This is a genomic window from Pseudomonas sp. BN417 (assembly GCF_029871205.1).
GTDB lineage: Bacteria > Pseudomonadota > Gammaproteobacteria > Pseudomonadales > Pseudomonadaceae > Metapseudomonas.
The window spans coordinates 147,798-172,692 of sequence record NZ_SSOJ01000067.1; the positions used below are offsets into that span (position 1 = coordinate 147,798).

Sequence of the window (24,895 nt, forward strand, 5' to 3'; positions counted from 1 at the left end):
AAGCCTCCCTGGCGTGCTAAAAACTCATAGAGCTGATCTAGCCGCTTGAATTAGAAGGGAAAACCATGACCAAGTCGGAGTTGATCGAACGGATTGTTACCCATCAGGGCCAGCTGTCGTCTAAAGACGTGGAACTTGCCATCAAAACGATGCTCGAACAGATGTCTCAGGCCCTGGCGACTGGGGACCGTATCGAGATTCGTGGGTTTGGGAGCTTCTCACTGCATTACCGCGCGCCACGTGTTGGACGCAACCCGAAAACCGGAGAGTCGGTTCGGCTTGACGGAAAGTTTGTGCCGCATTTCAAACCGGGCAAGGAGCTTAGGGATCGGGTCAACGAAGATGAGTGATCAGATATTTATATCTCTTTCGTAAAGCTTTGAATTTATTTGCGCGCAGGGTAGTTTCGATTATTTGATTTATTTTTAGTTTTGAAAGGTTGGTGTAAGAGTGGCAGATTTAGAGTTTAGGGGGCGTGAAGCGGACGAAGTCAGGCTCTCTGATTGGATGCTGGCCCTGTGGGGGCAAAAATATATAATTGCATCAAGTGTTTTGTTGTTTTTAGTTGGAGCCATTGTTGCCTTAAACTTTGTACAGCCAAAGTATGAGTCGAAAGTGACGCTGTTGCCTCCGCGACTCTCTGATGTCTCCCTTCTGAACGTTGGCAGAGAGCAGGGCGGACTACCGCCTTTTGATGTCGAACGTGTCTATCTTGAATTCAAGAATCAGCTTACATCGGTGTATTTGAGGGATAGGTTCTTTGGCGAGGTTTACCTGAAGGATACAGGGGCCGGCGTGGATAAGGATTCGCTGCGACGGCTTTTTGATCGGGAGTTAATTGTTCAGGCCCCGGACAAAAATAAACCTGAGAAGTATGAGGTTGTTGTGCAGACGACTGACGCGGTCCGCTCTGCAGAGATTGCCAACAAATTTGTGGAGATGGCATCAGCTCGTGCTGTTGAAAATATTCAGCAGAATGTCACTGCAGAAATCTCAACGCAGTTGCAAGGCCTTAAGCAATACGTCGGAGTTCTCCGTGAAAGTGCAAAGGATCGACGTCAGGACCGAGTAGCAAAGCTCCGTGAAGCACTTGCAGTGGCTGAAGCTGTAGGGGTGGAACAGCCCCAACAGGTCACGGGTCGTACCGCGGCTGTTGAAGATCTCAAAGCCTATACCGACGGGAGTCTGATGTACATGCGGGGTGCGGAGGCGATTCGCTCTGAGATCGAGGCGCTTGAACGACGAAAAAGCGACGACCCATTTACCAGCGGGTTGAGGGACGTGCAGCAACGAATTCAGTTTCTGGAAGGCATGCCGCTAAATTTCGAAAAAATCTCTGTAGTGACTGTTGACCAGATAGCGAACCCAGCGGACCAGCCCATCAGTCCAAACAAGCCAAAGATTATCGCGTTTGGAACCTTGCTTGGGCTTTTGTTGGGCTGCTTCATTTCGAGCTTTCGCTGGTTCTGGAAGTTACAGGTAAACAGAACACCTTTAGGTATCAGGGATTGATGTCTTTGGCTTCGTTTTAGGGTGTCTAATTACAATAATGTGCTCCACATTCATGTGTGGAGCACGTCTGTTTTTGTCTTCCGACTATTCAGCTGGTTGTTGAAGACGCACATGCCTACTGTTTTATATTGTACTAACTCTCGATCTGTCTGTGTAGTTAGTTGTTTGGATGGTTTTTCTTTATGATGAAATTCATCTTGCGGAATAGCTATGGCGTCTCTTAAAGGGAATGCATATGCTGCGCTTGGTGTGGCGCTACAGGCAGTTTTGAAGCTCATCTTTTCAGCTGTTGCTACTAAGGTGTTAGCTTTCTACGCTGGACCATCTGGAATGGCGATTGTTGGCCAGTTGCAATCATTGTTGCAGATTGCAGCCGCAGGCGTGGCATCCGTAACTACGACCGGTGTAGTCAAGAATGTTGCTGAACAAAAGCATTCGAGCGCCGCTATTTTTTCTCTTTCCCTTGTGTTGTTGTTGGGGTTCAGCCTGGTTCTTCTGCTGCTGTTCGCCGCTTTGGGCGGGTACCTGTCAGTTCTATTTCTGGGCGGTGAGTGGTTGTTGGTTCTCTTGATCATACCGCTAACGGTGGTGGCGCTGGGCGTAACAAATCTCAATATGTCCTATTTCAATGGGCGTCAGGAATATCGGGCCTATACTGTTTACACAGTCGTCTTTTCTTTCCTCGTTGCCTGTTCGACCGTTGCCCTTTGTGTTGTGTTTGGCGTCCAGGGCGCGGTTTATTCAGTTGCACTGTCTCCAGCGCTGGCTGCCTTGATTGTCACTGTGCTGTTTCGAAGTGGTCACTTGTTTGTTTTTGATCTTTCAGTGATCAAAAACTCCGATTTGCTCAGGTCGCTCCTCAGTTATTCGTTCATGACCATCGTGTCGGCTCTATTTGTGTATGGCGGGCACATATATGTAAGGGATTTCATGACGAAGGCACTTTCGCTTCAAGCTACAGGAATCTGGTACTCGGTAACTAGGCTGTCCGAGTTGTACATGACTATTGCTAGCATCGCATTTTCTACCATCCTGCTACCTCGTTATTCTTCGTCATCAGGTGCCGCTTTAACTAAAGAAATTGGCGTTGGAGCCATTCTGGCCGTTGTTGCTGCTGTCCTTTTGGTTTTGTTTGTGATTTTATTTTCGGATTTCCTTATCGTTTTCCTGTTTGGCGATGAGTTCATGCCTGCAAGTAGGATCCTGAGGCTGTACGTGATTGGCGATGCGATAAAAATTCTTTGCTGGGTTGTCTTGTACGTTGCCTTGGCCAAGCAGAATGTCCGATTTTATGTTCTTTTCGAAATATTTTCATCCGTCTTGTATGTGATCCTTGTTCTCTCCATTTTTACCTGGAAGGGGTTCGACTTCACGCCCATTGGCTATATCTTTCAGTCAGTAATTTCGCTTTCTGTCCTGATAGGTTGGTTCGCTTTCTTTCGCAAGGAGATCAGGGTAGGGTGATTTACTGTCGGCTGATGGGGCTCTAGATGTTCGCTTATAACGCCATCTTCGTGCTTTCTGTTTTGTCTTCGTATGGGGCCTTTCTTCGCGAGAGCTCCATCTCAAGGTCGTTCTTCTTTCTTGTCTTCCTTCTGTTGTTTTTGCTTGCTGCGTGCCGATATGAGACAGGTTATGACTGGCTCGTATACAAGCAGTTCTACGAGTCACTCCTACAGGATGGCGAGTTCAGGATAGATTTTGAGTCTGGTTTCCAGTTCGCGGCCAAGGCACTGGTTTATCTTGGTCAGGACTATTATGTCTTGCAAGTTGTATTCTCTGCTGTCGCGTGTTATTCGGTTTACAAACTTTTTTCATTATTCAATGTTACCGCTTTATCTGTCTATCCACTTCTCTATTTGTCCACAAATTTTTTTACTTCGCAAATGGGGACGATCAGGTATACGGCTGCGGTATCGGTGTTTTGCCTGAGTTATCGATGGATACTCTCTTCTGACTGGGTAAAGTACGTTGCTTCGGTCATCGTCGCCATGCTGTTCCATTCGGCAGCGTTGTTTTTCTTGGTCATTTATTTCCTCCTGAAATGGACCGAGGCTCATCGGTACGGCCTTTTGATAGTTGCTGTATCCAGTGTCTTTCTGCTTGTTGATAGGGGGCTGGTGCTGAGCGTTTTCCCATTTGTGGTCGGTGATGGGGAAGTTGCAAATGAAAATTTAGTCGGAAAGTTGTTTAGAGGGTTTATCTATATTGTCGTGTTCCTAGTTTGTCACATGAAGCGCGAGGAGTTGATTGCAAGGCATGTTTCTTTGTATAATTCTTCGCTTTTTTCAGTGGTGCTTTTTTTTCTGTTCTCGTGGTCGTCGGTGCTGTCGAGTCGCTTAGTTGAACCATTTTTGCTGGTTTCAATTGTTGGTTTCTACTATGCAGTACGCAGTTTCTCGCTCTTGGACAGGTTTGTAATCATCTCCGGTATCGCGTTTTATTTTGTATTGAAGGTAAGCGTTGTGTTTTCGGGGGGCGATATGATGGTCTTCCTGCCCTACCAATCGATTCTTTTCGATATTGGGAGTGGTGATGGGATGGAACGTGCGTATCAGTTATATAACTCAAGGTTTAAATAGGTGGGCGTATGGCCAACGTTGTGTTGTTAACGACTAAGTATGCCAACGAGAAAAAAGATGCTTGGCTGACCAATGAACTGGCATATTCGTTAAGAGATCAGGGTTATAACGTTACGGCCGTGGTATTTTCCTGGTTGAAAAATGACCCTGAGTCTTCTGTCTCCGAGCTGGATGGCATCAACGTCGTCCGGCTTAAACTGCATAAGCTGTTCTACACTACCGGTTTTATCGGTACAGCGTTGAAGGTTTTCCTGTTCCCCTATTGGGCGCGTTATGTCATTGGGCGCAATCTGAAAACGTGTGATCTCCTGATTGCCAATACACCTTGTATCACCATTCAAGGCCTGTCTACCTACTTTAAAAGACGTTATGGCTCGAAAAGCTATCTGGTCTTGTGGGACTTCTTCCCTTTTTATTTAAAAGATCTTGGTGTCATAAGGAATAAGCTATTCTTCAAGTTCTTCTGGTTTCTTGAGCAGAAAATGTACCAATCGTTCGACCGAATTGGTTGTATGACTCCAGGGAATATCGATTTTTTGCTTGAGAATTACTCCGGTATTGAGCGTGATAAGGTAGAGATTCTGCCTCTGTGGACAGACCAAAAGCCAATCGTAGCTGTCGATAAGTATAAGTTGCGCGAAAAATATTCCCTGCCGCAGGACAAGGTTATTGCGGTTTATGGTGGGGCTATGTCGATCGTCCAGGAACTCACCAATATTCTGGACTTGGCTGAGCATACGGCTGATATCAATGTTCTGTTCCTATTCATTGGTAGGGGGACAGAGAAGAAAAGCCTGGAGGAAGAAGCGTCAAGACGGGGGTTGAAAAATGTCCGCTTCCTGGACTATGTGCCTCGCGACGAATATGAAGGGTTGGTTGCATCTTGCGATGTTGGCCTCATTTCGTTGTCACGCAGGTTAAGCGTTCCAAGTTTTCCGTCAAAATCGATCGACTATTTCAAGGTGGCATTACCGGTTTTAGCATCCCTGGACTCAGTGACTGACTTTGGCACGATTCTGCAGGATGAAATAAAGGCAGGTTTTTCGGTCGTTGCGGGAAACACTGCTTTGATGAGTGAGAAGTTGAAAGCATTGGTGTCCGATGCGGATCTGCGCAAGAAGATGGGAAGCTTAGGGCGTCTCTATTACGAGAAGCATTTGAGCGTCGAGAATGCAAGAAACAAGATTTCGTCGATAATTTAACGGAGGCTGCTATGTCTTTCCAGGATGTTTTTTTTGGTAAAACCCTATTGATTACTGGTGGTACCGGCTCTTTCGGAAATGCTGTTCTTAAGCGTTTCCTGAATACAGGTATATCTGAGATTCGCATATTCAGTCGTGACGAAAAGAAACAAGACGATATGCGCAAGCGTTATGCTAGTTCGAAACTTAAGTTTTATATCGGCGACGTGCGCGATTACCAAAGTGTGCTGAATGCCACCCGCGGTGTTGACTATATCTTTCACGCTGCTGCGTTGAAGCAGGTTCCATCTTGCGAGTTCCACCCCCTCGAAGCGGTCAAGACGAACGTTCTTGGAACTGAGAACCTGCTCGAGGCTGCTATCCAGAATGGGGTCAAGCGTGTCGTATGTCTGAGTACGGACAAGGCGGTTTACCCTATCAATGCCATGGGTATTTCGAAGGCAATGATGGAAAAGGTCATGGTTGCCAAGTCACGTAATGTTGATGACAACAAGACAGTGATTTGCGGCACTCGATATGGCAACGTCATGGCTTCGCGCGGTTCTGTCATTCCATTGTTCATCGAGCAGATTCGCTCTGGTAAGCCGCTGACCATCACCGATCCCGATATGACTCGGTTCATGATGACCTTGTCCGATGCCGTCGATCTGGTCCTTTATGCTTTCGAGCATGGCAATAACGGTGATCTGTTTGTGCAGAAGGCGCCTGCCGCCACTGTAGAAGTTCTGGCAAAGGCTTTGACCGCACTGCACGAAAAGCCCGACCATCCGATTCAGGTTATCGGAACTCGTCACGGCGAGAAACTCTATGAGGCACTGCTCAGCCGCGAAGAGATGGCCTGTGCCGAAGATATGGGCGACTACTTCCGTGTTCCGCCGGATCTGCGTGACCTCAACTATGCGAAATTCATTGAGCAGGGAGAGGAAAAGATTTCTCACAGTGAAGATTACAACTCGCATAACACCGATCGTCTGGATATAGCGGGCATGCAGAAACTGTTGCTCAAGCTGGACTTCATTCGGGCAATTCAGCGTGGCGAGCTTGCCACCCCTGAGGAGTAGGTTATGCGGGTTCTGATTACCGGGGCTAACGGTTTCATTGGACGGAATCTGGTCGTTCATCTTGAGGAACGCAAGGACATCGAAGTAGTTCGTTTCACACACGAAAATAGCTTGGATGACCTTGTTGAGCTGGTTGGAAAAAGCGAATTTGTTTTTCATCTGGCTGGTGTAAATCGTCCACAAAGTGTCGATGAGTTCAGGGTCGGGAATACTGATTTGACCCGTGCTGTTTGCGATGCAATCGTAAAAAGCGGAAAGCGGATCCCTGTACTCTATACCTCTTCTACCCAAGCTGAACTGGATAATGCATACGGCGTCAGCAAGTTTGCAGCAGAGGAGGCGCTCAAGGAATTTTCTGCTCGCCAAGGCTCTCCGGTTCATCTATTCAGATTGCCTAATGTATTTGGCAAATGGGCTCGGCCAAATTATAACTCGGCAGTTGCGACGTTTTGCCACAATATCAGCCGTGATCTGCCAATAACGATCAACGACCCGTCTCATGTCATTCGTCTTGTATATGTTGATGACGTGATTGATAAGTTCATTGCGGTGATGGACGGAAACGTTTCTGGAGAAGCGTTCTCCAATGTCGAGCCTGAATACAAGATTACTGTAGGTGCTCTTAGTGAGCAGTTATATGCATTCCGCGAGAGTCGCAAAAGCCTGATAACAGAAGCTGTTGGTACCGGTCTCTGTCGAGCATTGTATTCAACCTACCTAAGTTATCTGCCGCCGGAGAGTTTTGCTTACGAAGTTCCAAAGTATGGCGATCCGCGCGGTGTTTTTGTTGAGATGCTAAAGACTCGCGATTCCGGGCAATTTTCATTCTTCACCGCTCATCCGGGGGTCACCCGCGGCGGGCATTATCATCATTCGAAGACTGAAAAATTTCTCGTCATCAAGGGGGAGGCATCCTTTCGATTCCGACACATAGTCTCGGGCGAATTCTATGAGATGCGCACTTCTGGCGATACTCCGCAGATTGTGGAGACTGTGCCCGGATGGACTCATGACATTACCAATGTCGGCACCGAAGAAATGGTCGTGATGCTTTGGGCTAACGAGATTTTCGATCGGGAACGTCCTGATACCTATGCGCGGCCATTGATTTCCGAGGGTTGATCGACACCATTGTTAGGCCGATTTTGATGGCTTTGGAAATCTGGCTGTTTTCGGAAATCTATTGCATGAATTTGGAGTTGGAGGTTCTCAATTGAATAAGATGAAGGTTGTTACGGTCGTTGGTACTCGTCCGGAGATTATTCGTCTTTCCCGGGTAATGGCGAAACTTGACCAGTATTGTGATCATGTCCTGGTGCACACTGGGCAGAATTATGATTACGAGTTGAACGAAATATTCTTCACCGATTTGAATATTCGTAAGCCTGATTACTTCCTAAATGCGGCTGGTTCCACTGGTGCAGAAACAATAGGGAACGTAATTATTTCCGTTGACCGAGTGTTGTCGGAAGTCAAACCAGATGCCCTGCTTGTGCTTGGAGATACCAATAGTTGCATGGCGGTCATCCCGGCAAAGCGCCGTAAGATTCCAACTTTTCATATGGAAGCTGGGAACCGCTGCTTCGATATGCGAGTCCCTGAAGAAATCAATCGTCGGATTGTTGATCACACTGCTGATATTAACCTTACGTACAGTACGATCGCCCGTGATTATCTCCTTCGCGAAGGAATGTCACCCGATATGGTCATTAAGACCGGCAGCCCGATGTTCGAAGTGCTGAACCATTATCGGGAGGGGATTGAGCAGTCTGACGTGCTCGAGCGCTTGGGGCTTCAAGAGCAGAAGTTCTTCGTGGTTTCCGCGCATCGCGAAGAGAATATAGACTCGGATAAGAATTTCCTGAAGCTTGTTGATGTCTTGAACTCTGTCGCTGAAAAATATGGCTTCCCCGTAATTGTGTCTACTCACCCTCGTACGATGAAGAGGGTGGAAGCAATGGGTGCTAAGTTTCATGAGAATGTACGTCTTCTTAAGCCGCTTGGCTTCAAGGACTACAATAAGTTGCAGTTGAAATCCAAGGCAGTCCTTTCCGATAGCGGCACGATCAATGAAGAGTCCTCGATTCTCAATTTCCCAGCTCTGAATATTCGCGAAGCCCACGAGCGCCCCGAGGGTATGGAAGAGGCGGCGGTGATGATGGTTGGGCTTGAGACGGAGCGTGTTCTCCAAGCTCTTCAAGTGCTGGAGGGGCAGGCACGGGGCGAGGAACGCAGCCTTCGTCTAGTTGGTGATTACAGCATGCCTAACGTTTCGGAAAAGGTCGTTCGGATCATTCATAGTTATCGCGATTACGTCATGCGGACCGTTTGGAAAAGGTTCTGATTGAGTTCAGGAAATGACCGACAAGAAGATTAAGATCCTGATCGTTACTCAGTACTTTTGGCCGGAAAACATGAGGATCAATGATCTGGTCGAAAGATTTCTGGAAAAGGGACACGAAGTTACTGTTCTGACGGGTGTCCCAAATTATCCGGAAGGCCATGTTTTTCCTGCCTTCAAGGCCAGTCCTTCGAAGTTCTCAAGTTACCATGGGGCCGATGTTTTACGAGTTCCCATGATGTCAAGAGGGCGTCGCAGCATTACGCTGGCCTTGAACTATCTTTCTTTTTTCTGTAGCGCATCAGTATTTGGAGCTTATAAGCTAAGGAAAAAAGAGTTTGACTCTATTTTCGTTTATGCCGTTTCTCCAATTATGGCGGCGATCCCTGCCTTGGTAATCGGCAGACTAAAGAAAGTGCCTGTATTCGTCTGGGTTCTTGACCTTTGGCCGGAGACGCTTGAGGCAGTTGGAGTGGTCAGGAACGAGAGGATTCTATCTCTTGTCGGCAGGGTGGTTTCATTTATATATAATCGTGCCGATTATCTGCTGCTGCAATCAAAGTCCTTCGAGGAAAATGTTAGGAAGTACTGCACGAAAAGGATGTCAGTTGATCGATTTGTTTACTTTCCGAGTTGGGCTGAGGATGGATTCTCTGGTCAAGTAGTGGAGCATTCGGATCTTATCGAACGTGATGAGTCGGTCTTTACAATAGTTTTTGCCGGCAATGTAGGGGAGTCACAGGATTTTCCCGCAATTCTGAAGGCGGCAGAAACTATACAGTCCGACCTTAAAGTGCGATGGGTTGTAGTGGGGGATGGTAGAGTCAGCGACTGGCTGCGTGAGCAGATTTCTGCTCGCGGCCTGTCCAATTTCCTGTTTTTGGGGAGGCATCCCTTAGCAAAAATGCCCCCTTTGTTTGCTGCTGCGGATGCGCTGCTGGTTTCGCTGAAGTCAAATGAGGTGTTTGAGAAAACGATACCTGGAAAAGTCCAGGCTTACTTGGCATCTGGCAAGCCGATCATCGCGATGATCAATGGAGAGGCAGCAAGAGTGATTCAGGAGTCCCAGGCTGGAATGGCCTGTCCAGCCGGTGATGCCGCAGCTCTGGTCGAAATAGTCCGCTCGATGGTTGCAATGCCGTTGGCGGAAAGAGATGCCATGGGCAAGTCTGGAAGAGCGTATTATCTGGACAATTATTCCAAGACTACTCTTTTGGACCGCCTTGAGATGCTCTTCAGAAAGGCCAGTTTGAGAAATAGGAGCGAGTCGTGAGCAAAATCCTTATAACTGGCGTGTCGGGATTTGTTGGTCGCGCCGTGCATGACGAGCTTGCTTCGCGAGGACTTGCCGAGTTGGTTGTAGCTGTGCGTGGTTCCTCGTCTGGCCTAGGGGCTTCGTCCACGGTAGTGCGGATTCCCGGGATCGACGGATGTACTGATTGGCGGGTTGCCCTGGCCGGAGTCGAAGTCGTGATTCATAGTGCTGCTCGTGTGCATGTGATGAATGACAAGTCTGCTGACCCCCTTGCGGAGTTCCGCAAGGTGAATGTCGAGGGCACGTTGAACCTGGCGCGCCAGGCAGCATCTCAGGGCGTGCGCCGGTTCATCTTCATCAGTTCGATCAAGGTCAACGGCGAGTCCACCCCACCGGACTCTCCTTACTCTGCAGATGCAGTTCCGGCGCCGCTGGATCCTTATGGCGTTTCAAAGCTGGAAGCAGAAGTAGGTTTACGGGCGTTGGCAAATGAAACAGGTTTGGAAGTGGTTATTTTACGACCAACTTTGGTTTATGGCCCTGGCGTCAAAGCAAATTTTTTGAACATGATGCGCTGGATCTACCGAGGAGTACCGTTGCCTTTTGGTTCAATCCACAACAAACGGAGCTTTGTTGCCTTGGATAATCTGGTTGATCTAATTGTGACTTGCGTAAAGCATCCTTCAGCGGCAAACGAAACTTTTCTCGTTAGCGACGGCGAAGATTTATCGACATCTGAACTTCTACGTAGAATGGGGGTGGCGCTGCGCCGTCCTGCGAGATTACTTGCTATTCCAAGTTGGCTGCTGGAGAGAGCAGCCAGTTTTATCGGTAGAAGAGACATCTCCCAGCGGTTATGTGGGTCGCTGCAAGTTGATATAAATAAAAATAGCGAGCTGTTGGGCTGGACTCCACCGGTCAGTGTCGATCAGGCACTTCGTAAAACTGCTCAATACTTCCTGGAGCACCAAGCCAAATGATTATCTGGTTGGCGCTTGCGCTCGTTATTTTGGGGTCGTTGTTGCTGACTTGGGCATTGAGACACTACGCACTCAACCGTAGCCTCGTGGATATTCCCAACGCTAGAAGTTCGCACTCTGTTCCGACGCCACGGGGAGGCGGTGTGGCGATCGTGCTGGCATTTATCTTGGCGCTGCCGGCTCTGGTGCTGGCTGAGGTTCTTCCGTGGCCACAATTTTGCGCTCTAGCTGGTGCTGGCCTTTGGGTGGCGGCGATCGGATTTCTGGATGACCATGGGCATATCGCGGCACGTTGGCGACTTCTGGGTCATTTTGCTGCTGCTATTTGGGCATTGTTCTGGCTGGGAGGAGTCCCGCCAATTGTCGTTTTCGGTGTTCAAATAGAGTTGGCCTGGGCTGGAATATTTTTAGCTGCTGTATATCTTGTTTGGTTATTGAACCTCTACAATTTCATGGATGGTATTGATGGAATTGCAGGTGTCGAAACCATAACCGTATGCCTTGGCGGTGCATTTCTGTATTGGTACCTGGATTTTGTGGAGTATGCTGCAGTTCCTCTATTGCTGGCTGCGGCGGTTGCCGGCTTCCTTTTCTGGAACTTTCCACCCGCCCGTATCTTCATGGGAGATGCTGGAAGCGGGTTCTTGGGCGTATCTCTGGGCCTGCTTTCATTGCAGGCGGCGTGGGTGAAGCCGCAACTGCTATGGAGTTGGTTGATACTTCTCGGGGTATTCATCGTAGACGCGACCTGGACATTGATTCGTCGAATGCTTCGAGGAGAGAAAGTGTATGAGGCCCACAGGAGTCATGCCTACCAATTCGCCTCTCGCCGCTACGGTCGGCATTTGCCTGTTACCCTTGCTGTGGCGGCTCTCAATCTGTTCTGGCTTTTTCCTCTTTCGGTGTTGGTCGGAGCTGGAGCGGTGGACGGAGTCGCTGGCCTGATCATTGCCTATCTGCCACTGTTGGCTCTGGCCGTGCGTTTCAAGGCTGGTCAGAACGAGTAAGGCTCGTCTCGGACGAATAGTAATCCTCTTTGAATTCCTTCGATTTATTCAATACTGGGCTTCGAGTTCATGCTAGGTGCTAGGATTGCGGATGGTTTCACCAAGGCTGTATGGAGGGGCATTAGCGTCCTTTACTGTGTGGTGGATACTGGCTGTGATTCAAGTACAGGGCGCAACGAGGTTAGCAACGGATGACCAATAAGCTACGTAAAGGGCTGCTGGGCCTGCCCAGGCGATACAAGCGAATTCTGCAGGTCGTGACGGACGCCGTGCTGATCACCCTTGGCTTGTGGGCGGCATTCATGGTTCGTCTCGGCATCGACGCTCCGCTCGATCCCTTTACCACCCATACCTGGCTCTTTGGGGCGGCCCCCTCGGTTGCAATTCCGATATTTATTCGCTTCGGCATGTACCGTGCCGTCATGCGATATTTCGGTAATGACGCGCTAATCGCAATTATCAAGGCTGTAACGCTTTCGGCCCTTCTTCTGGCGCTGGTGGTTTATTGGTACCGGGATCCTGAGGTTGCGGTACCCAGATCGGTAGTTTTCAACTATTGGTGGCTGACCCTGGTACTGATTGGTGGTCTGCGTCTGGTGATGCGTCAGTACTTCCTGGGGGACTGGTATATCGCGAGCCAGGCGATGTCATTCAAGGTTCGGGATGACGGTCTGCCACGCGTTGCGATCTACGGAGCTGGCGCGGCGGGGAACCAGTTGGTCGCAGCGCTAAGGATGGGGCGAGCAATGCGGCCGGTTGCGTTCATAGATGATGATGGCAGCATTGCCACGCGCACAATTGCTGGATTGGAGGTCTACAAGCCAAAACATATTCAGCAGCTGATCGATCAGACTGGGGCGCAGGAAGTCCTGTTGGCGATTCCCTCTGCGTCACGGGAAAGGCGAAGAGAGATCCTGGCGAACTTGGAGCGCTATCCTCTGCATGTTCGCAGTATCCCCGGTTTCATGGATCTGGCCAGCGGCAGGGTGAAGGTGGATGACATCCAGGAGGTCGACATCGCCGACCTGCTGGGCCGTGACGCGGTCCCGCCTCGCAAGGAGCTTTTCGAGCGCTGCATCCGTGAGCAGGTGGTCATGGTGACCGGTGCCGGTGGATCCATCGGTTCGGAGCTGTGTCGCCAGATACTGAATTGCGGCCCGCGGACGCTGATCCTTTTCGAGCACAGCGAGTTCAACCTGTACAACATTCAGATTGAGCTCGATCGTCGAATCTCTCGAGAGTCGCATAACATCCACCTGGTTCCCATTCTCGGGTCGGTGCGCAATCTGACGCGTCTGCACGACGTGATGCGGACCTGGCGCGTGGACACCGTTTATCACGCGGCAGCGTACAAGCACGTTCCTATCGTCGAGCACAATATTGCCGAAGGCGTTCTCAACAACGTGATGGGGACTCTCTACACCGCGCAGGCAGCGATCAAGGCGGGTGTCGATAATTTTGTACTGATCTCGACCGACAAAGCCGTGCGGCCAACCAATGTCATGGGAGGAACCAAGCGCCTCTCGGAAATGGTCTTGCAGGCCTTGAGCCTGGAGTCGGCTCCTGTTCTGGTGGGTGAAGACGCTTCTGTTCATCGAGTCAACAAGACCCGTTTCACCATGGTCCGCTTCGGCAATGTCCTGGGATCCTCCGGCTCCGTGATCCCGTTGTTCCGCGAGCAGATCAAGCGTGGCGGTCCGGTGACGGTCACCCATCCGAATATCACGCGCTATTTCATGACTATTCCCGAGGCAGCCCAGTTGGTCATCCAGGCCGGGTCGATGGGGCAGGGTGGGGATGTATTCGTGCTGGACATGGGGCAACCGGTCAGGATCGCGGAACTCGCCGAGAAGATGGTCCATCTGTCCGGCCTGACTGTTCGCTCGGAGAAGAACCCCAATGGTGATATCGCTATTGAATTCTCTGGACTGCGACCGGGCGAGAAGCTCTATGAAGAGCTGCTCATTGGCGACAATGTCAGCCCGACCGAGCATCCGATGATCATGCGGGCCAACGAAGAGCATTTGCCCTGGGACGTCTTCAAGCGCGTGCTTTCCGAGCTCTTTTCCGCGGTCGAGAAAGACGACTACGTCCGCGTGCGTCAGCTCCTACGTGAAACTGTCAACGGTTACACCCCGGAAGAAGAAATTGTTGACTGGATCCATCAGCAACGGCGAATTGAGCCTTCCAGCTCCAGGCACTAGTTTGTGCAGGGCGGATATGGATGTACCGCCCTTCCCCTTACTGATGACAAGGAGTCTTCGCGATGTTGCGTATTCGAATCGCCTCGCTGTTTCTGGTGCTCTGTTCGCTTTTCTTCGGCTTCACCCAGACTGCAGTTGCCGCCAAAACGGAGGCTGCTGCCGCTGTCACAAGTGCGGCGCCGCAGACTGGAAAACTCAATATCAACTCGGCCGATGCGGCGGCGCTCCAGAGTGAACTCGTCGGTATCGGTGAGACGAAAGCCAAGGCGATAGTCCAGTATCGCGAAGAGAATGGGCCTTTCTCCTCGGTGGATGATCTTCTGGAGGTCAAGGGAATTGGCGCCAAGACGCTTGAGAAGAACCGAGAGAAATTGAGCGTGGAGTGATATTGCGGGAAGTCAGAAAGCCGGCCAGTTAGGGCCGGCTTTTTTGTTGCCCGCTGCATCGTTGGTGATCTGGATGCCGTGCAGGGACTCCGCTCGTGATGGCGACACCAACATTTTCCCTTCGGTGCGGCCCCGACGGGAAGGAGGCGTTAGGTCTGAGTTACCTGGGGGGAGGTCCCTGGTGAGAGTCCAACGCACAAAGCAAAAGCCCCCGGCATGTGCCGAGGGTTTTCAAGTTGGCTCCGCGACCTGGACTCGACGGCGCCAGCCGAACGCGCTTCAGCGCGGCCCCGGCGGGGTGAGGGCCGCAGGCCCGAATAACCTGGGACGAAGTCCCTGGTGAGAGTCCAGTGCACAAAGAAAAAGCCCCCAGCATGTGCTGAGGGCTTTTCAATTTGGCTCCGCGACCTGGACTCGAACCAGGGACCCAATGATTAACAGTCATTTGCTCTACCGACTGAGCTATCGCGGATCGGATGCGCGTATCTTACTGATTAGAAAGGAGAAGTCAAGCATCTCGCTTGAACTTCTCCTTATCGGCCTCAGAGCACCTGGGTGATGGCGCGGGTGATGCTTTCCAGGTTGCTGTTGTTCAGCGCGGCAACGCAGATGCGGCCGGTGCTGACGGCGTAGATGCCGAACTCGTTCTTCAGTCGTTCGACCTGCTCGGCGGTGAGGCCGGAGTAGGAGAACATGCCGCGCTGGCGCGCTACGAAGCTGAAGTCACGCTTGGCGCCGAGGCTCGCCAGTTGCTCGACCATGGCCAGACGCATGCTGTGGATGCGAGTGCGCATTTCACCGAGTTCTTCTTCCCACAGGGCACGCAGCTCGGGGCTGTTCAGCACCGAAGCGACCACGGTGGCGCCGTGGGTCGGCGGGTTGGAGTAGTTGGTGCGGATCACGCGCTTGACCTGGGACAGTACGCGGCCGGCTTCTTCCTTCGAGCTGGTCACTACGGACAGGGCGCCAACGCGCTCGCCGTAGAAGGAGAAGGACTTGGAGAAGGAGCTGGACACGAAGAAGGGCAGGCCGGACTGGGCGAACAGGCGCACGGCTTCCGCGTCCTGGTCGATGCCTGCGCCAAAGCCCTGGTAGGCGATGTCGAGGAAGGGGACGTGTTCACGCTCGCGCAGGACTTCCAGGACGGCTTTCCAGTCTTCCAGGGTCAGGTCGACGCCGGTAGGGTTGTGGCAGCAGGCGTGCAGGACCACGATGGAGCGAGCGGGCAGGGCCTTGATGTCTTCCAGCAGGCCGGCACGATTCACGCCATTGGTGGCTGCATCGTAATAACGGTAGTTCTGCACCGGAAAACCGGCGGCTTCGAACAGCGCGCGATGGTTTTCCCAGCTGGGATCGCTGATGGCGACCACGGCGTTCGGCAGCAGGCGCTTGAGGAAGTCCGCGCCGGTCTTGAGTGCGCCGGTACCGCCCACGGCCTGGGTGGTGACGACGCGGCCCTGGGCGATAAGTTCGGAGTCCGCACCGAACAGCAGCTTCTGCACGGCCTGATCGTAGGCAGCGATGCCTTCGATCGGCAGGTAGCCGCGTGGGGCGTGGGCTTCGATGCGGGCTTTTTCCGCTTCTGCTACAGCGCGCAGGAGCGGGATACGGCCTTGCTCGTTGTAGTAAACGCCCACGCCCAGGTTGACTTTGTCGGCGCGGGTATCGGCGTTGAACGCTTCGTTGAGACCCAGGATGGGGTCGCGCGGAGCCATTTCGACGGCAGAAAACAGACTCATGATGCGGCAGCTCGGAGGAGGAAGGTGAGGAAGGGTGCAACCCGGCGCGATGTGCGCTAGGGGTTGCGCAATCGGGTCGGTATTATAGCGACCCAGGTAGCCTGCGGCGACATCGCGCGCACGCTTTCCACCAGGTATGACGCCCGTTCTGCGCAGGTGTCACATCCAAGAGTCGAGGTCAGCATGTCGGAGTTTCAGCTTGTCACCCGCTTCGAGCCCGCCGGCGACCAACCGGAGGCCATTTGCCAGATGGTAGAAGGGCTGGAGGCCGGCCTTTCGCACCAGACGCTGCTGGGTGTGACCGGGTCGGGGAAGACCTTCAGCATCGCCAACGTCATCTCCCAGGTGCAGCGTCCTACGCTGGTTCTGGCGCCGAACAAGACTCTGGCTGCACAGCTTTATGGCGAATTCCGCTCCTTCTTTCCGAACAATTCGGTCGAATACTTCGTTTCCTATTACGACTATTACCAGCCGGAAGCCTACGTCCCGTCCTCCGATACCTATATCGAGAAGGACGCCTCGATCAACGACCATATCGAGCAGATGCGACTGTCGGCGACCAAGGCTCTGCTGGAGCGGCCCGATGCCATCATCGTCGCCACCGTCTCCTCCATCTACGGCCTGGGCGACCCGGCGTCCTACCTGAAAATGGTCCTGCACATCGACCGCGGTGACCGCCTCGACCAGCGCTCACTGCTGCGCCGCCTGGCGGAACTGCAGTACACCCGCAATGACATGGACTTTGCCCGTGCCACTTTCCGCGTGCGCGGCGACGTCATCGACATCTTCCCGGCGGAATCCGACCTGGAAGCGATTCGTGTCGAGCTGTTCGATGACGAGGTGGAAAACCTGGCTGCCTTCGACCCGCTCACCGGGGAGGTCATCCGCAAGTTGCCACGCTTCACCTTCTACCCCAAGAGCCACTACGTGACGCCTCGCGAAGTGCTGCTGGAGGCGGTGGACCAGATCAAGGAGGAGTTGAAGGAGCGCCTGGAGCAGTTGCGCACCGCCAACAAGCTGGTGGAAGCCCAGCGCCTGGAGCAGCGCACCCGTTTCGACCTGGAGATGATCCTCGAGCTCGGCTACTGCAACGGCATCGAGAACTATTCCCGCTATCTTTCCGGCCGTGCCCCTGGCGAGGCACCACCGACGCTCTATGACTACCTGCCGGCCAATTCCCTGCTGGTGATCGATGAGTCCCATGTCACGGTTCCCCAGGTCGGCGCCATGTTCAAGGGCGACCGATCGCGCAAGGAAACGCTGGTGGAATACGGCTTCCGCTTGCCCTCGGCGCTGGATAACCGCCCGCTGCGTTTCGATGAGTGGGAGGCCATCAGCCCGCAGACCATCTTCGTTTCGGCCACGCCCGGACCTTACGAGGGCGAGCACGCCGGCCGGGTAATCGAGCAGGTGGTGCGCCCCACCGGCCTGGTGGACCCGGAGGTGGAGGTGCGTCCGGCCACCACCCAGGTGGATGACCTGCTCTCGGAAATCCGCAAGCGCGTGGCGGTCGAGGAACGGGTGCTGGTCACCACCCTCACCAAGCGCATGGCCGAGGACCTCACCGACTATCTGGCCGACCACGACGTCAAGGTGCGTTACCTGCACTCGGACATCGATACCGTGGAACGCGTGGAAATCATCCGTGACCTGCGCGTCGGCGCCTTCGACGTGCTGGTGGGTATCAACCTGCTGCGCGAAGGGTTGGACATGCCGGAGGTGTCGCTGGTGGCAATCCTCGATGCGGACAAGGAAGGCTTCCTGCGTTCCGAACGCTCGCTGATCCAGACCATTGGTCGCGCCGCCCGTAACCTCAATGGCAGGGCAATCCTTTACGCGGACAACGTCACCGGCTCCATGCAGCGTGCCTTGGATGAGACCGATCGGCGCCGGCACAAGCAGGTCGCCTTCAACGAGGCCCATGGCATCGTGCCCAAAGGGGTCAAGAAGGACATCCAGGACATCCTCGAAGGCGCCACCGTGCCCGGCTCGCGCAGCAACAAGCGCAAGGCCATGGCCAAGGCCGCGGAAGAGAGTGCCCGCTACGAGAGCGAGCTGCGTTCGCCCAGCGAGATCACCAAGCGCATCCGCCAGATGGAGGAGAAGATGTTCCAGTTGGCACGCGACCTGGAGTTCGAGGCCGCGGCGCAACTGCGCGACGAGATCCAGAAGCTGCGGGAGCGGCTATTGAAGGTCTGAACAGGAATGGGCGCCAATTGGCGCCCATTTCCTTTGCTCTCAGCGCCGGCCGAAGATGATCAGCACCACGCCCGCGAGGGTGGCCAGGCAGGCCATGAGGGACGCGGAATCCAGCCGCTCGCCGAGGACCAGGAAGCCCAGCAGCAGCGCCACCACCGGGTTGACGAAGGCGAAGGTAGACACCAGGCTCGGCCGCACTTCCCGCAACAGCCAGAAGTAGGCGGGGTAGACGCCGAGGCTGACCGGGATCACCAGGTACCCCATCCACAGCCAGGCATCCAGGCTCAGGCTGCCCAGTTCCACGCCTTGCCAGTCGCCGCGCCAGAGGCCGAAGACCGCCAGCACCAGGGTGCCGGTCAGCATCTGCAGGCTCAGGCCCATCCAACTGGAGCGGAAAGGTGGGCGCTGGCGCAGCAGCCAGGCGCCGATGGCCCAGAGCAGGGTGGCCATGACCACCAGGCCGCCGGCGAACCATTGCTCGAATCCGGCGTCGCTGCCCAGCCCGTTGCCCATCAGCATCACGATGCCGCCGCTGGCCAGGGCGAGCCCGCAGAGCACCCAGAGCGGCGGACGGCGGTCCAGCAGCCATTCCAGGGCCACGCTCCAGAGGGGCAGGGTGGTGTAGAGCATCGCCAGCATGCCGGTCGGCAGGAACTGGTTGGCGTAGATCAGCGCGCCCTGGCCGACGGCGATCAGCAGCAGGCCGCCGATCAGCGCACCGCCCAGGTCGCTGCGCTGCACCTGTGCCTTGCCGCTGGCAAGCACCCAGGCCAGGGCCAGGACTCCGGCGAACAGGAAGCGCAAGGTGGCGATGACGAAAGGCGGCAGTTCGCGGAGGAGGAAGTGGTTGGCCAGATAGGTGGTGCCCCAGCCGACGTAGATCATGGCGAAGGCGCCGATCAGCAGAACGGTGCGGCGGGTTGTTGCTTGGGAAGACATGTACAGCCTGAAACGCGGCGCGCCGGTTGCCCGGCGCGGGATTAGTGGGCGGCGGCGCCTGCGCCGCCGGTGGTACCGGCGGGCAGCGCGCGGGTGAGCAGCACGGCGAGCATGCTGATGCCAAGGGCGATGCCGATGAAATGAAAGGCGTCATTGTAGGCCATGATGCTGGCCTGCTGGTGTGCGATTTCGCTGAGTTTGCCGAGGGCCGCTTGCTCGCTGCCGAGCTTTTCCGTCAGCAGCGCCAGGCGTTCGGCCACCTGTGGGTTGCTTGGCACCAGGGATTCGCGCAGGTAGTCGAAATAGACCTTGGCGCGAGCATCCAGCAGGGTGGCGAGCAGGGCGATGCCGATGGCGCCGCCCAGGTTGCGCAGGATGTTGAACAGGCTGGAGGCCGAGCCGGCGTCCTGGGGCAGGATATAGGCGGTGGCGATCAGGGAGACGGTCACCATCACCAGGGGCTGGCCGAGGGCGCGGATAATCTGGATCTGGTTGAACTGCGGCCCGGCGAAGTCCGGGTTGAGCACCCCGGAAGCGAAGCTGGCGTAGCCGAACAGGCCAAAGCCCAGGGCGCACAGGAACTTGGGCGAGATCACCTTCATCAGCTTGGGTACCAGCGGAATCAGGAAGAGCTGCGGAACGCCCATCCACATGATCACTTCGCCTATCTGCAGCGCGTTGTAGCCCTGGATCTGCGCCAGGTACAGCGGCAGCACATAGATGGAACCGTAGAGGCCCATGCCGAGGCCGACGCTGGAGATGCTCGACAGGCCGAAGTTGCGGTTCTTCAGGATGCCCAGGTTGATCAGCGGGTTGGGCCGCGACACCTGGAGAATGACGAAGAGCACCAGGCTGACCAGCGCCACGCTTCCGAGGCCGACGATCAGGTCCGACTCCAGCCAGTCCTTGCGGTGACCTTCCTCGAGGAATACCTGCAGGCAGCCGAGGCCCAGCCCCAGGGTGACGATCCCGGCGTAGTCGGTGCGTTTCAGCAACTCCCAGTGCGGCGCCTTTTTCTCCAGGCCGTAAAGCAGGCCGGCGATCATCAGCAGGCCGGGCGGCACATTGATATAGAAGATGTACTCCCAACCGAAGTTCTCGGTCAGCCAGCCGCCCAGGGTCGGGCCGATGGAGGGGGCGAAGGTGGCGGTGATAGCGAACAGCGCCATGCCTTTGGCTCGGTGATGTTCCGGCAGCTTGATCAGGGTCAGGGTGAAAGCCAGCGGAATCAACGCCCCGCCGGTGAAGCCCTGCAGTGCACGGAAGACGATCATGCTCTCCAGGCTCCAGGCCAGGGAGCAGAGCAAGGATGAGATCAGGAAACCGATCGACACCCACACTGCCAGGCGCCGGGCGGAGAGCAACTGCACCAGCCAGGCGGTGAGGGGGATCATGATGATCTCCGCCACCAGGTAGGAGGTGGAAATCCAGGAGCCTTCCTCCAGGGTTGCGGCCAGCGCGCCCTGGATGTCCTTGAGGGAGGAATTGGTGATCTGGATGTCCAGCACCGCCATGAAGGCGCCGAGCATGGCGCTCATCACCGCGATCCAGTCGCGGCGGCTGGGCTCGTCGGTGGGGCGGATCAGTGAATCAGCCGCCACTGCGCTGTTCCTTGAGGCTCACCTTGACCAGCACCGACATGCCCGGGCGGATGCGGCCCTTGAGCGGATTGTCGGCGGCGAAGGTCAGCTTCACCGGAATGCGCTGCACCACCTTGGTGAAGTTGCCGGTCGCGTTGTCCGGGGGCAGCAGGCTGAATTGCGCGCCGGAGGCTGCGAAGAGGCTGTCCACACGACCGTCGATCGGGGTATCGGGGAAGCTGTCGAAGACCAGTTCGGCCTTCTGCCCGGGCTCCATGTGTTCGATCTGGGTTTCCTTGAAGTTGGCCTGGATCCAGATGTCCGCGTCCGGCACCAGGGACAGCAGGTGGGCGCCCACCTGCACGTACTGGCCGTTGCGCGCGGCACGCTGGCCGACGCGGCCGTCCATGGGCGAGCGGATCTCGGTGCGGCCGAGGTTCAACTCGGCTTGGGCAATTTCGGCGCGGGCGTTGGCGATCTGAGCGTCGAGGCGCTTGATCTCGGCGTTCAGTGCGTCCACCTGCTGGCGTTGGGCCTTGAGGTCCGCCTCGGCCTTGGCCACCTGGGAACGGGCGACACGGGAGTCGGCTGAGAGTGTGGTGACCCGCTCTTCGGAGACGAAGCCCGGCTTGCGCAGGGTCTGGGCCCGGGACAGATCGATCTGAGTGCGGCCCAGGGTGGCCTGGCTGGCCGACACATCCGCCTGGCTGGCTGCGATCAGGTTGGATTGCTGCGCCAGTTTGCTCTGCGCCTGGGTCAGCTCGGCCTCGCGGGTGGCGAGCAGGGCGCGCGCGCGTTCCAGGGCGAGCTTGAAGTCGTCGGCTTCCAGGCGGACCAGCAGGTCGCCTTTCTTCACCTGCTGGTTGTCGCTGACCAGCACCTCGTCGATCCGGGCGCCCAGTTGGCTGGATACCCGGGTGATCTCGCCCTGCACATAGGCGTTGTCGGTGCTCTCGATGAAGCGGCCGACCAGCAGCCAGTGGGCGAAGAGGCCGGCAATGACCAGTGCCACCAGGGTGACGAAGACGAAAAGGCGGCGTTGCAATTTGGCAGGCATGGCAAAACTGTGCTCGAAGTCTTTGCAGAATGTTGCGAATCTAGCAGTGTTCCGTGCTCGCAAATAGCCGGTACAATTCAGAAACTTTGTTGCTTATAGGGAACAATAATGGGGCTGGATGATGCGCTGATCTTCACTCGCGTGGTCGAGTGCCACAGCTTCACCCAGGCAGCCCAGAGCCTGGGCATGCAGAAGTCCACCGTGAGCCGGCGCATCGCCCTGCTGGAGGAGCGCCTCGGCGTTCGCCTCCTCAATCGCACGACCCGCAAGCTGCGTCTGACCGAAGTGGGGCTGGCCTACTACGAACGTTGCCGGCAGATCATGTTGGACTTCGCCGAGGCCGAGCAGGCGGTGATGCAGCTGCAGCAGGAGCCGTCCGGCCTCCTGCGGGTCACCGCGCCCATCGAGTTCGGCCAGCTGTTCCTCGGCAAGGTGCTGGGCAGTTTCATGCGCCAGTACCCGCAGATCACCGCCGAGGTGGAGATCACCTCGCGCAACGTCGATCCGCTGGAGGAGGGCGTGGACATCGCCATCATGATCGGCCAGCCGCAGGACTCCACCCTGATCGCCCGCAAGCTCTTCGAAAGCGACCGCCGGCTCTGTGCCAGCCCGGCTTACCTGGCGGCCCATGGCACGCCGCGCACCGTTGAGGCACTGGCGGGTCACCGCGCAGTACTGCTGCCCCAGGACTCCCAGCGCTACTGGATGCTGCAGGGCGAAAGCGTGCCCTGCCAGCGGGTGCTTTACTGCAACAACATCACCTTCGCCCGCGAGGCGGTAGTAGCCGGCGCCGGCATCGCCGCACTGCCGGTGATGTTCACCGAGCCGGCTGTGCAGCGCGGTGAGCTGATCGAGTTGTTGCCCGAAGCGCGGCTGCCGAGTGGCGAAATCTACGCGGTCTACCCGTCCCGGCGTTTCCAGGCGATGAAGGTCAAGGCCTTCCTCGACTTCCTGATGCGCAGCCTGCCGGTGCAGGAAGGACACTTGCTGGAGCCCGCGGCGGCCAGCCTGATAAGATCGCGCCTTTGATCGACCCAGAGTTTCGAGAGAACCCATGACCACCGTCCGTACCCGTATCGCGCCGTCGCCCACTGGCGACCCGCACGTGGGCACCGCCTACATCGCCCTGTTCAACCTGTGTTTCGCGCGCCAGCACGGCGGTCAGTTCATCCTGCGGATCGAAGACACCGATCAGTTGCGCTCGACCCGCGAGTCCGAGCAACAGATCTACGACGCCCTGCGCTGGCTCGGCATCGAGTGGGACGAAGGCCCGGACGTCGGCGGCCCGCACGGCCCCTATCGGCAGAGCGAGCGTGGCGAGATCTACAAGAAGTACTCCCAGGAACTGGTGGACAAAGGCCACGCGTTCCCCTGCTTCTGCACCGCCGAGCGCCTGGACAAGCTGCGCGCCGAGCAGACCGAGCGCAAGGAAACCCCGCGCTACGACGGTCACTGCATGCACCTGTCCAAGGACGAGGCGAACCAGCGCATCGCCGCCGGCGAGCCCCACGTGGTGCGCATGAAGGTGCCGAGCGAGGGCGTCTGCGTGGTGCCGGACATGCTCCGTGGTGATGTCGAGATCCCCTGGGATCGCATGGACATGCAGGTGCTGATGAAGACCGATGGCCTGCCCACTTACTTCCTCGCCAACGTGGTGGATGACCACCTGATGGGCATCACCCACGTGTTGCGCGGCGAAGAGTGGCTGCCCTCCGCGCCCAAGCTGATCAAGCTCTACGAATACTTCGGCTGGGAGCAGCCCAAGCTCTGCTACATGCCGCTGCTGCGCAATCCGGACAAGAGCAAGCTGTCCAAGCGCAAGAACCCCACTTCCATCACCTTCTACGAGCGCATGGGCTTCCTGCCGGAGGCGATGCTCAACTACCTGGGCCGCATGGGCTGGTCCATGCCGGACGAGCGCGAGAAGTTCTCCCTGGCCGAGATGGTCGAGCACTTCGACCTGTCGCGTATTTCCCTGGGCGGGCCGATCTTCGACCTGGAGAAGCTGTCCTGGCTGAACGGCCAATGGATCCGCGAGCTGCCGGTGGAGCGTTTCGCCACCGAGGTACAGAAGTGGGCGCTCAATCCTGACTACCTGATGCGCATTGCGCCGCACGTACAGGGCAGGGTGGAGACCTTCAGCCAGATCGCTCCGTTGGCCGGCTTCTTCTTCTCCGGCGGCGTAGCGCTGGACGCCAAGTTGTTCGAGCACAAGAAGTTGAGCCCGGACCAGGTGCGCCAAGTCATGCAGCTGGTGCTGTGGAAGCTGGAATCCCTGCGTCAGTGGGAGAAGGACAGGATCACGGCCTGCATCCAGGCCGTGGCCGAAAGCCTGGAGCTGAAGTTGCGTGATGTGATGCCGCTGATGTTCCCGGCCATTACCGGCCAGGCCAGTTCGGTATCGGTGCTGGATGCCATGGAAATCCTCGGGGCTGACCTCAGCCGCTTCCGTCTGCGCCAGGCCATCGAGCTGCTCGGTGGCGTGTCGAAGAAGGAAACCAAGGAGTGGGAAAAACTGCTCGCGGCCATCGCCTGATGGCCCGGCGGCCGGTGCGGGGAAGGTCCGGCATCGGCCAAGGGCGGGTAAGTGTTTGTTCTTCCAGATAAAAAACTTCGGTTGGAAGAAAAAATATTGTTGACAGCGGGAGGGGGCGCCCCTAATATGCGCCCCGTCCTCGCGACGGGGCTATAGCTCAGCTGGGAGAGCGCTTGCATGGCATGCAAGAGGTCGACGGTTCGATCCCGTCTAGCTCCACCACTCTTTCCGGAGTGGGTCGCGAACAGGCATGAAGGTTTCGTCCCCTTCGTCTAGTGGCCTAGGACACCGCCCTTTCACGGCGGTAACAGGGGT

General features: G+C 55.7%; 20 protein-coding genes and 2 tRNA genes. 17 read left to right on the forward strand and 5 right to left on the reverse strand.

The window, feature by feature from the left end; translation table 11 throughout:
• Nucleotides 1-65: 65 nt before the first annotated feature.
• The 13 genes from ihfB to E8F11_RS07275 all read left to right on the forward strand — a co-directional run bounded on the left by ihfB (nt 66) and on the right by E8F11_RS07275 (nt 14,530).
• Entirely contained in the window at nt 66-350 is a 285-nt protein-coding gene (gene ihfB, locus E8F11_RS07215) for an integration host factor subunit beta (protein ID WP_280288153.1), read from the forward strand.
• 100 nt (nt 351-450) lie between these two features.
• Nucleotides 451-1,512: a Wzz/FepE/Etk N-terminal domain-containing protein gene (locus tag E8F11_RS07220; protein WP_280288154.1), complete on the forward strand. Its 1,062-nt coding sequence runs from the start codon at nt 451-453 to the stop codon at nt 1,510-1,512.
• Nucleotides 1,513-1,722: 210 nt separating this feature from the next.
• Nucleotides 1,723-2,976 (forward strand): oligosaccharide flippase family protein, encoded by a 1,254-nt coding sequence (locus tag E8F11_RS07225; protein ID WP_280288155.1) that lies wholly within the window; start codon nt 1,723-1,725, stop codon nt 2,974-2,976.
• A 26-nt stretch (nt 2,977-3,002) separates the two neighbouring features.
• Nucleotides 3,003-4,094: an EpsG family protein gene (locus E8F11_RS07230; RefSeq protein WP_280288156.1), complete on the forward strand. Its 1,092-nt coding sequence runs from the start codon at nt 3,003-3,005 to the stop codon at nt 4,092-4,094.
• A gap of 8 nt (nt 4,095-4,102) precedes the next feature.
• Nucleotides 4,103-5,296 carry a glycosyltransferase family 4 protein gene (locus tag E8F11_RS07235; RefSeq protein WP_280288157.1) on the forward strand — a complete coding sequence of 398 codons (1,194 nt, stop codon included), beginning with the start codon at nt 4,103-4,105 and terminating at the stop codon, nt 5,294-5,296.
• Between the two features lie 11 nt (nt 5,297-5,307).
• Entirely contained in the window at nt 5,308-6,357 is a 1,050-nt protein-coding gene (locus E8F11_RS07240; protein ID WP_280288158.1) for a polysaccharide biosynthesis protein, read from the forward strand.
• Nucleotides 6,358-6,360: 3 nt separating this feature from the next.
• Complete coding sequence (locus E8F11_RS07245) at nt 6,361-7,479, forward strand: NAD-dependent epimerase/dehydratase family protein (protein ID WP_280288159.1); 1,119 nt, start codon at nt 6,361-6,363, stop codon at nt 7,477-7,479.
• A gap of 91 nt (nt 7,480-7,570) precedes the next feature.
• Nucleotides 7,571-8,701, forward strand: coding sequence for a UDP-N-acetylglucosamine 2-epimerase (non-hydrolyzing) (wecB, locus tag E8F11_RS07250; RefSeq protein ID WP_280288160.1), 1,131 nt, complete (start codon nt 7,571-7,573; stop codon nt 8,699-8,701).
• A gap of 13 nt (nt 8,702-8,714) precedes the next feature.
• Complete coding sequence (locus E8F11_RS07255) at nt 8,715-9,971, forward strand: glycosyltransferase family 4 protein (protein WP_280288161.1); 1,257 nt, start codon at nt 8,715-8,717, stop codon at nt 9,969-9,971.
• A complete protein-coding gene (locus tag E8F11_RS07260; protein WP_280288162.1) occupies nt 9,968-10,933 on the forward strand; it encodes an SDR family oxidoreductase in 966 nt (321 codons plus the stop codon). Before E8F11_RS07255 ends, E8F11_RS07260 begins: the two co-directional genes overlap by 4 nt.
• Complete coding sequence (locus E8F11_RS07265; protein WP_280288163.1) at nt 10,930-11,940, forward strand: glycosyltransferase family 4 protein; 1,011 nt, start codon at nt 10,930-10,932, stop codon at nt 11,938-11,940. Before E8F11_RS07260 ends, E8F11_RS07265 begins: the two co-directional genes overlap by 4 nt.
• A 191-nt stretch (nt 11,941-12,131) precedes the next feature.
• Entirely contained in the window at nt 12,132-14,144 is a 2,013-nt protein-coding gene (locus E8F11_RS07270) for a nucleoside-diphosphate sugar epimerase/dehydratase (RefSeq protein WP_280288164.1), read from the forward strand.
• A gap of 62 nt (nt 14,145-14,206) precedes the next feature.
• Nucleotides 14,207-14,530, forward strand: coding sequence for a ComEA family DNA-binding protein (locus E8F11_RS07275; RefSeq protein WP_280288165.1), 324 nt, complete (start codon nt 14,207-14,209; stop codon nt 14,528-14,530).
• A gap of 396 nt (nt 14,531-14,926) precedes the next feature.
• Here the strand turns inward: E8F11_RS07275 and E8F11_RS07280 are convergent.
• Together E8F11_RS07280 and E8F11_RS07285 are read right to left on the reverse strand one after the other, a co-directional pair.
• Nucleotides 14,927-15,002: transfer RNA gene (locus tag E8F11_RS07280), tRNA-Asn, on the reverse strand.
• A 70-nt stretch (nt 15,003-15,072) separates the two neighbouring features.
• Nucleotides 15,073-16,269, reverse strand: a complete 1,197-nt coding sequence (locus E8F11_RS07285) for an amino acid aminotransferase (RefSeq protein ID WP_280288166.1) — start codon at nt 16,267-16,269, stop codon at nt 15,073-15,075.
• 183 nt (nt 16,270-16,452) lie between these two features.
• Between E8F11_RS07285 and uvrB the strand changes: the two genes are divergently transcribed.
• Complete coding sequence (uvrB, locus tag E8F11_RS07290) at nt 16,453-18,468, forward strand: excinuclease ABC subunit UvrB (RefSeq protein ID WP_280288167.1); 2,016 nt, start codon at nt 16,453-16,455, stop codon at nt 18,466-18,468.
• Nucleotides 18,469-18,507: 39 nt separating this feature from the next.
• On the opposite strand, the gene E8F11_RS07295 is transcribed toward uvrB, so the two are convergent.
• From E8F11_RS07295 to E8F11_RS07305, 3 genes are read right to left on the reverse strand one after another with little or no spacing between them, the layout of a single operon-like run.
• Nucleotides 18,508-19,407: an EamA family transporter gene (locus tag E8F11_RS07295; protein ID WP_280288168.1), complete on the reverse strand. Its 900-nt coding sequence runs from the start codon at nt 19,405-19,407 to the stop codon at nt 18,508-18,510.
• A 41-nt stretch (nt 19,408-19,448) separates the two neighbouring features.
• Nucleotides 19,449-20,948 (reverse strand): MDR family MFS transporter, encoded by a 1,500-nt coding sequence (locus E8F11_RS07300; RefSeq protein ID WP_280288175.1) that lies wholly within the window; start codon nt 20,946-20,948, stop codon nt 19,449-19,451.
• A gap of 49 nt (nt 20,949-20,997) precedes the next feature.
• Nucleotides 20,998-22,044 carry an HlyD family secretion protein gene (locus E8F11_RS07305; protein ID WP_280288169.1) on the reverse strand — a complete coding sequence of 349 codons (1,047 nt, stop codon included), beginning with the start codon at nt 22,042-22,044 and terminating at the stop codon, nt 20,998-21,000.
• 108 nt (nt 22,045-22,152) lie between these two features.
• On the opposite strand from E8F11_RS07305, the gene E8F11_RS07310 reads away from it, so the two are divergent.
• The 3 genes from E8F11_RS07310 (at nt 22,153) to E8F11_RS07320 (ending at nt 24,802) form a co-directional block, all read left to right on the forward strand.
• A complete protein-coding gene (locus E8F11_RS07310; protein ID WP_280288170.1) occupies nt 22,153-23,073 on the forward strand; it encodes a LysR family transcriptional regulator in 921 nt (306 codons plus the stop codon).
• Between the two features lie 25 nt (nt 23,074-23,098).
• A complete protein-coding gene (gltX, locus tag E8F11_RS07315) occupies nt 23,099-24,580 on the forward strand; it encodes a glutamate--tRNA ligase (RefSeq protein WP_280288171.1) in 1,482 nt (493 codons plus the stop codon).
• Between the two features lie 146 nt (nt 24,581-24,726).
• Nucleotides 24,727-24,802, forward strand: a tRNA-Ala gene (locus E8F11_RS07320).
• The last annotated feature ends 93 nt before the right edge of the window (nt 24,803-24,895 follow it).

Coding starts and splice junctions, on each gene's coding strand:
- E8F11_RS07305 (WP_280288169.1), bottom strand. CDS start 22,044: ATGCCTGCCAAATTGCAACGCCGCCTTTTCGTCTTCGTCACCCTGGTG.
- E8F11_RS07285 (WP_280288166.1), bottom strand. CDS start 16,269: ATGAGTCTGTTTTCTGCCGTCGAAATGGCTCCGCGCGACCCCATCCTG.
- E8F11_RS07275 (WP_280288165.1), top strand. CDS start 14,207: ATGTTGCGTATTCGAATCGCCTCGCTGTTTCTGGTGCTCTGTTCGCTT.
- E8F11_RS07295 (WP_280288168.1), bottom strand. CDS start 19,407: ATGTCTTCCCAAGCAACAACCCGCCGCACCGTTCTGCTGATCGGCGCC.
- E8F11_RS07255 (WP_280288161.1), top strand. CDS start 8,715: ATGACCGACAAGAAGATTAAGATCCTGATCGTTACTCAGTACTTTTGG.
- E8F11_RS07230 (WP_280288156.1), top strand. CDS start 3,003: ATGTTCGCTTATAACGCCATCTTCGTGCTTTCTGTTTTGTCTTCGTAT.
- E8F11_RS07225 (WP_280288155.1), top strand. CDS start 1,723: ATGGCGTCTCTTAAAGGGAATGCATATGCTGCGCTTGGTGTGGCGCTA.
- E8F11_RS07270 (WP_280288164.1), top strand. CDS start 12,132: ATGACCAATAAGCTACGTAAAGGGCTGCTGGGCCTGCCCAGGCGATAC.
- E8F11_RS07235 (WP_280288157.1), top strand. CDS start 4,103: ATGGCCAACGTTGTGTTGTTAACGACTAAGTATGCCAACGAGAAAAAA.
- uvrB (WP_280288167.1), top strand. CDS start 16,453: ATGTCGGAGTTTCAGCTTGTCACCCGCTTCGAGCCCGCCGGCGACCAA.
- E8F11_RS07245 (WP_280288159.1), top strand. CDS start 6,361: ATGCGGGTTCTGATTACCGGGGCTAACGGTTTCATTGGACGGAATCTG.
- E8F11_RS07240 (WP_280288158.1), top strand. CDS start 5,308: ATGTCTTTCCAGGATGTTTTTTTTGGTAAAACCCTATTGATTACTGGT.
- ihfB (WP_280288153.1), top strand. CDS start 66: ATGACCAAGTCGGAGTTGATCGAACGGATTGTTACCCATCAGGGCCAG.
- E8F11_RS07265 (WP_280288163.1), top strand. CDS start 10,930: ATGATTATCTGGTTGGCGCTTGCGCTCGTTATTTTGGGGTCGTTGTTG.
- E8F11_RS07310 (WP_280288170.1), top strand. CDS start 22,153: ATGGGGCTGGATGATGCGCTGATCTTCACTCGCGTGGTCGAGTGCCAC.
- gltX (WP_280288171.1), top strand. CDS start 23,099: ATGACCACCGTCCGTACCCGTATCGCGCCGTCGCCCACTGGCGACCCG.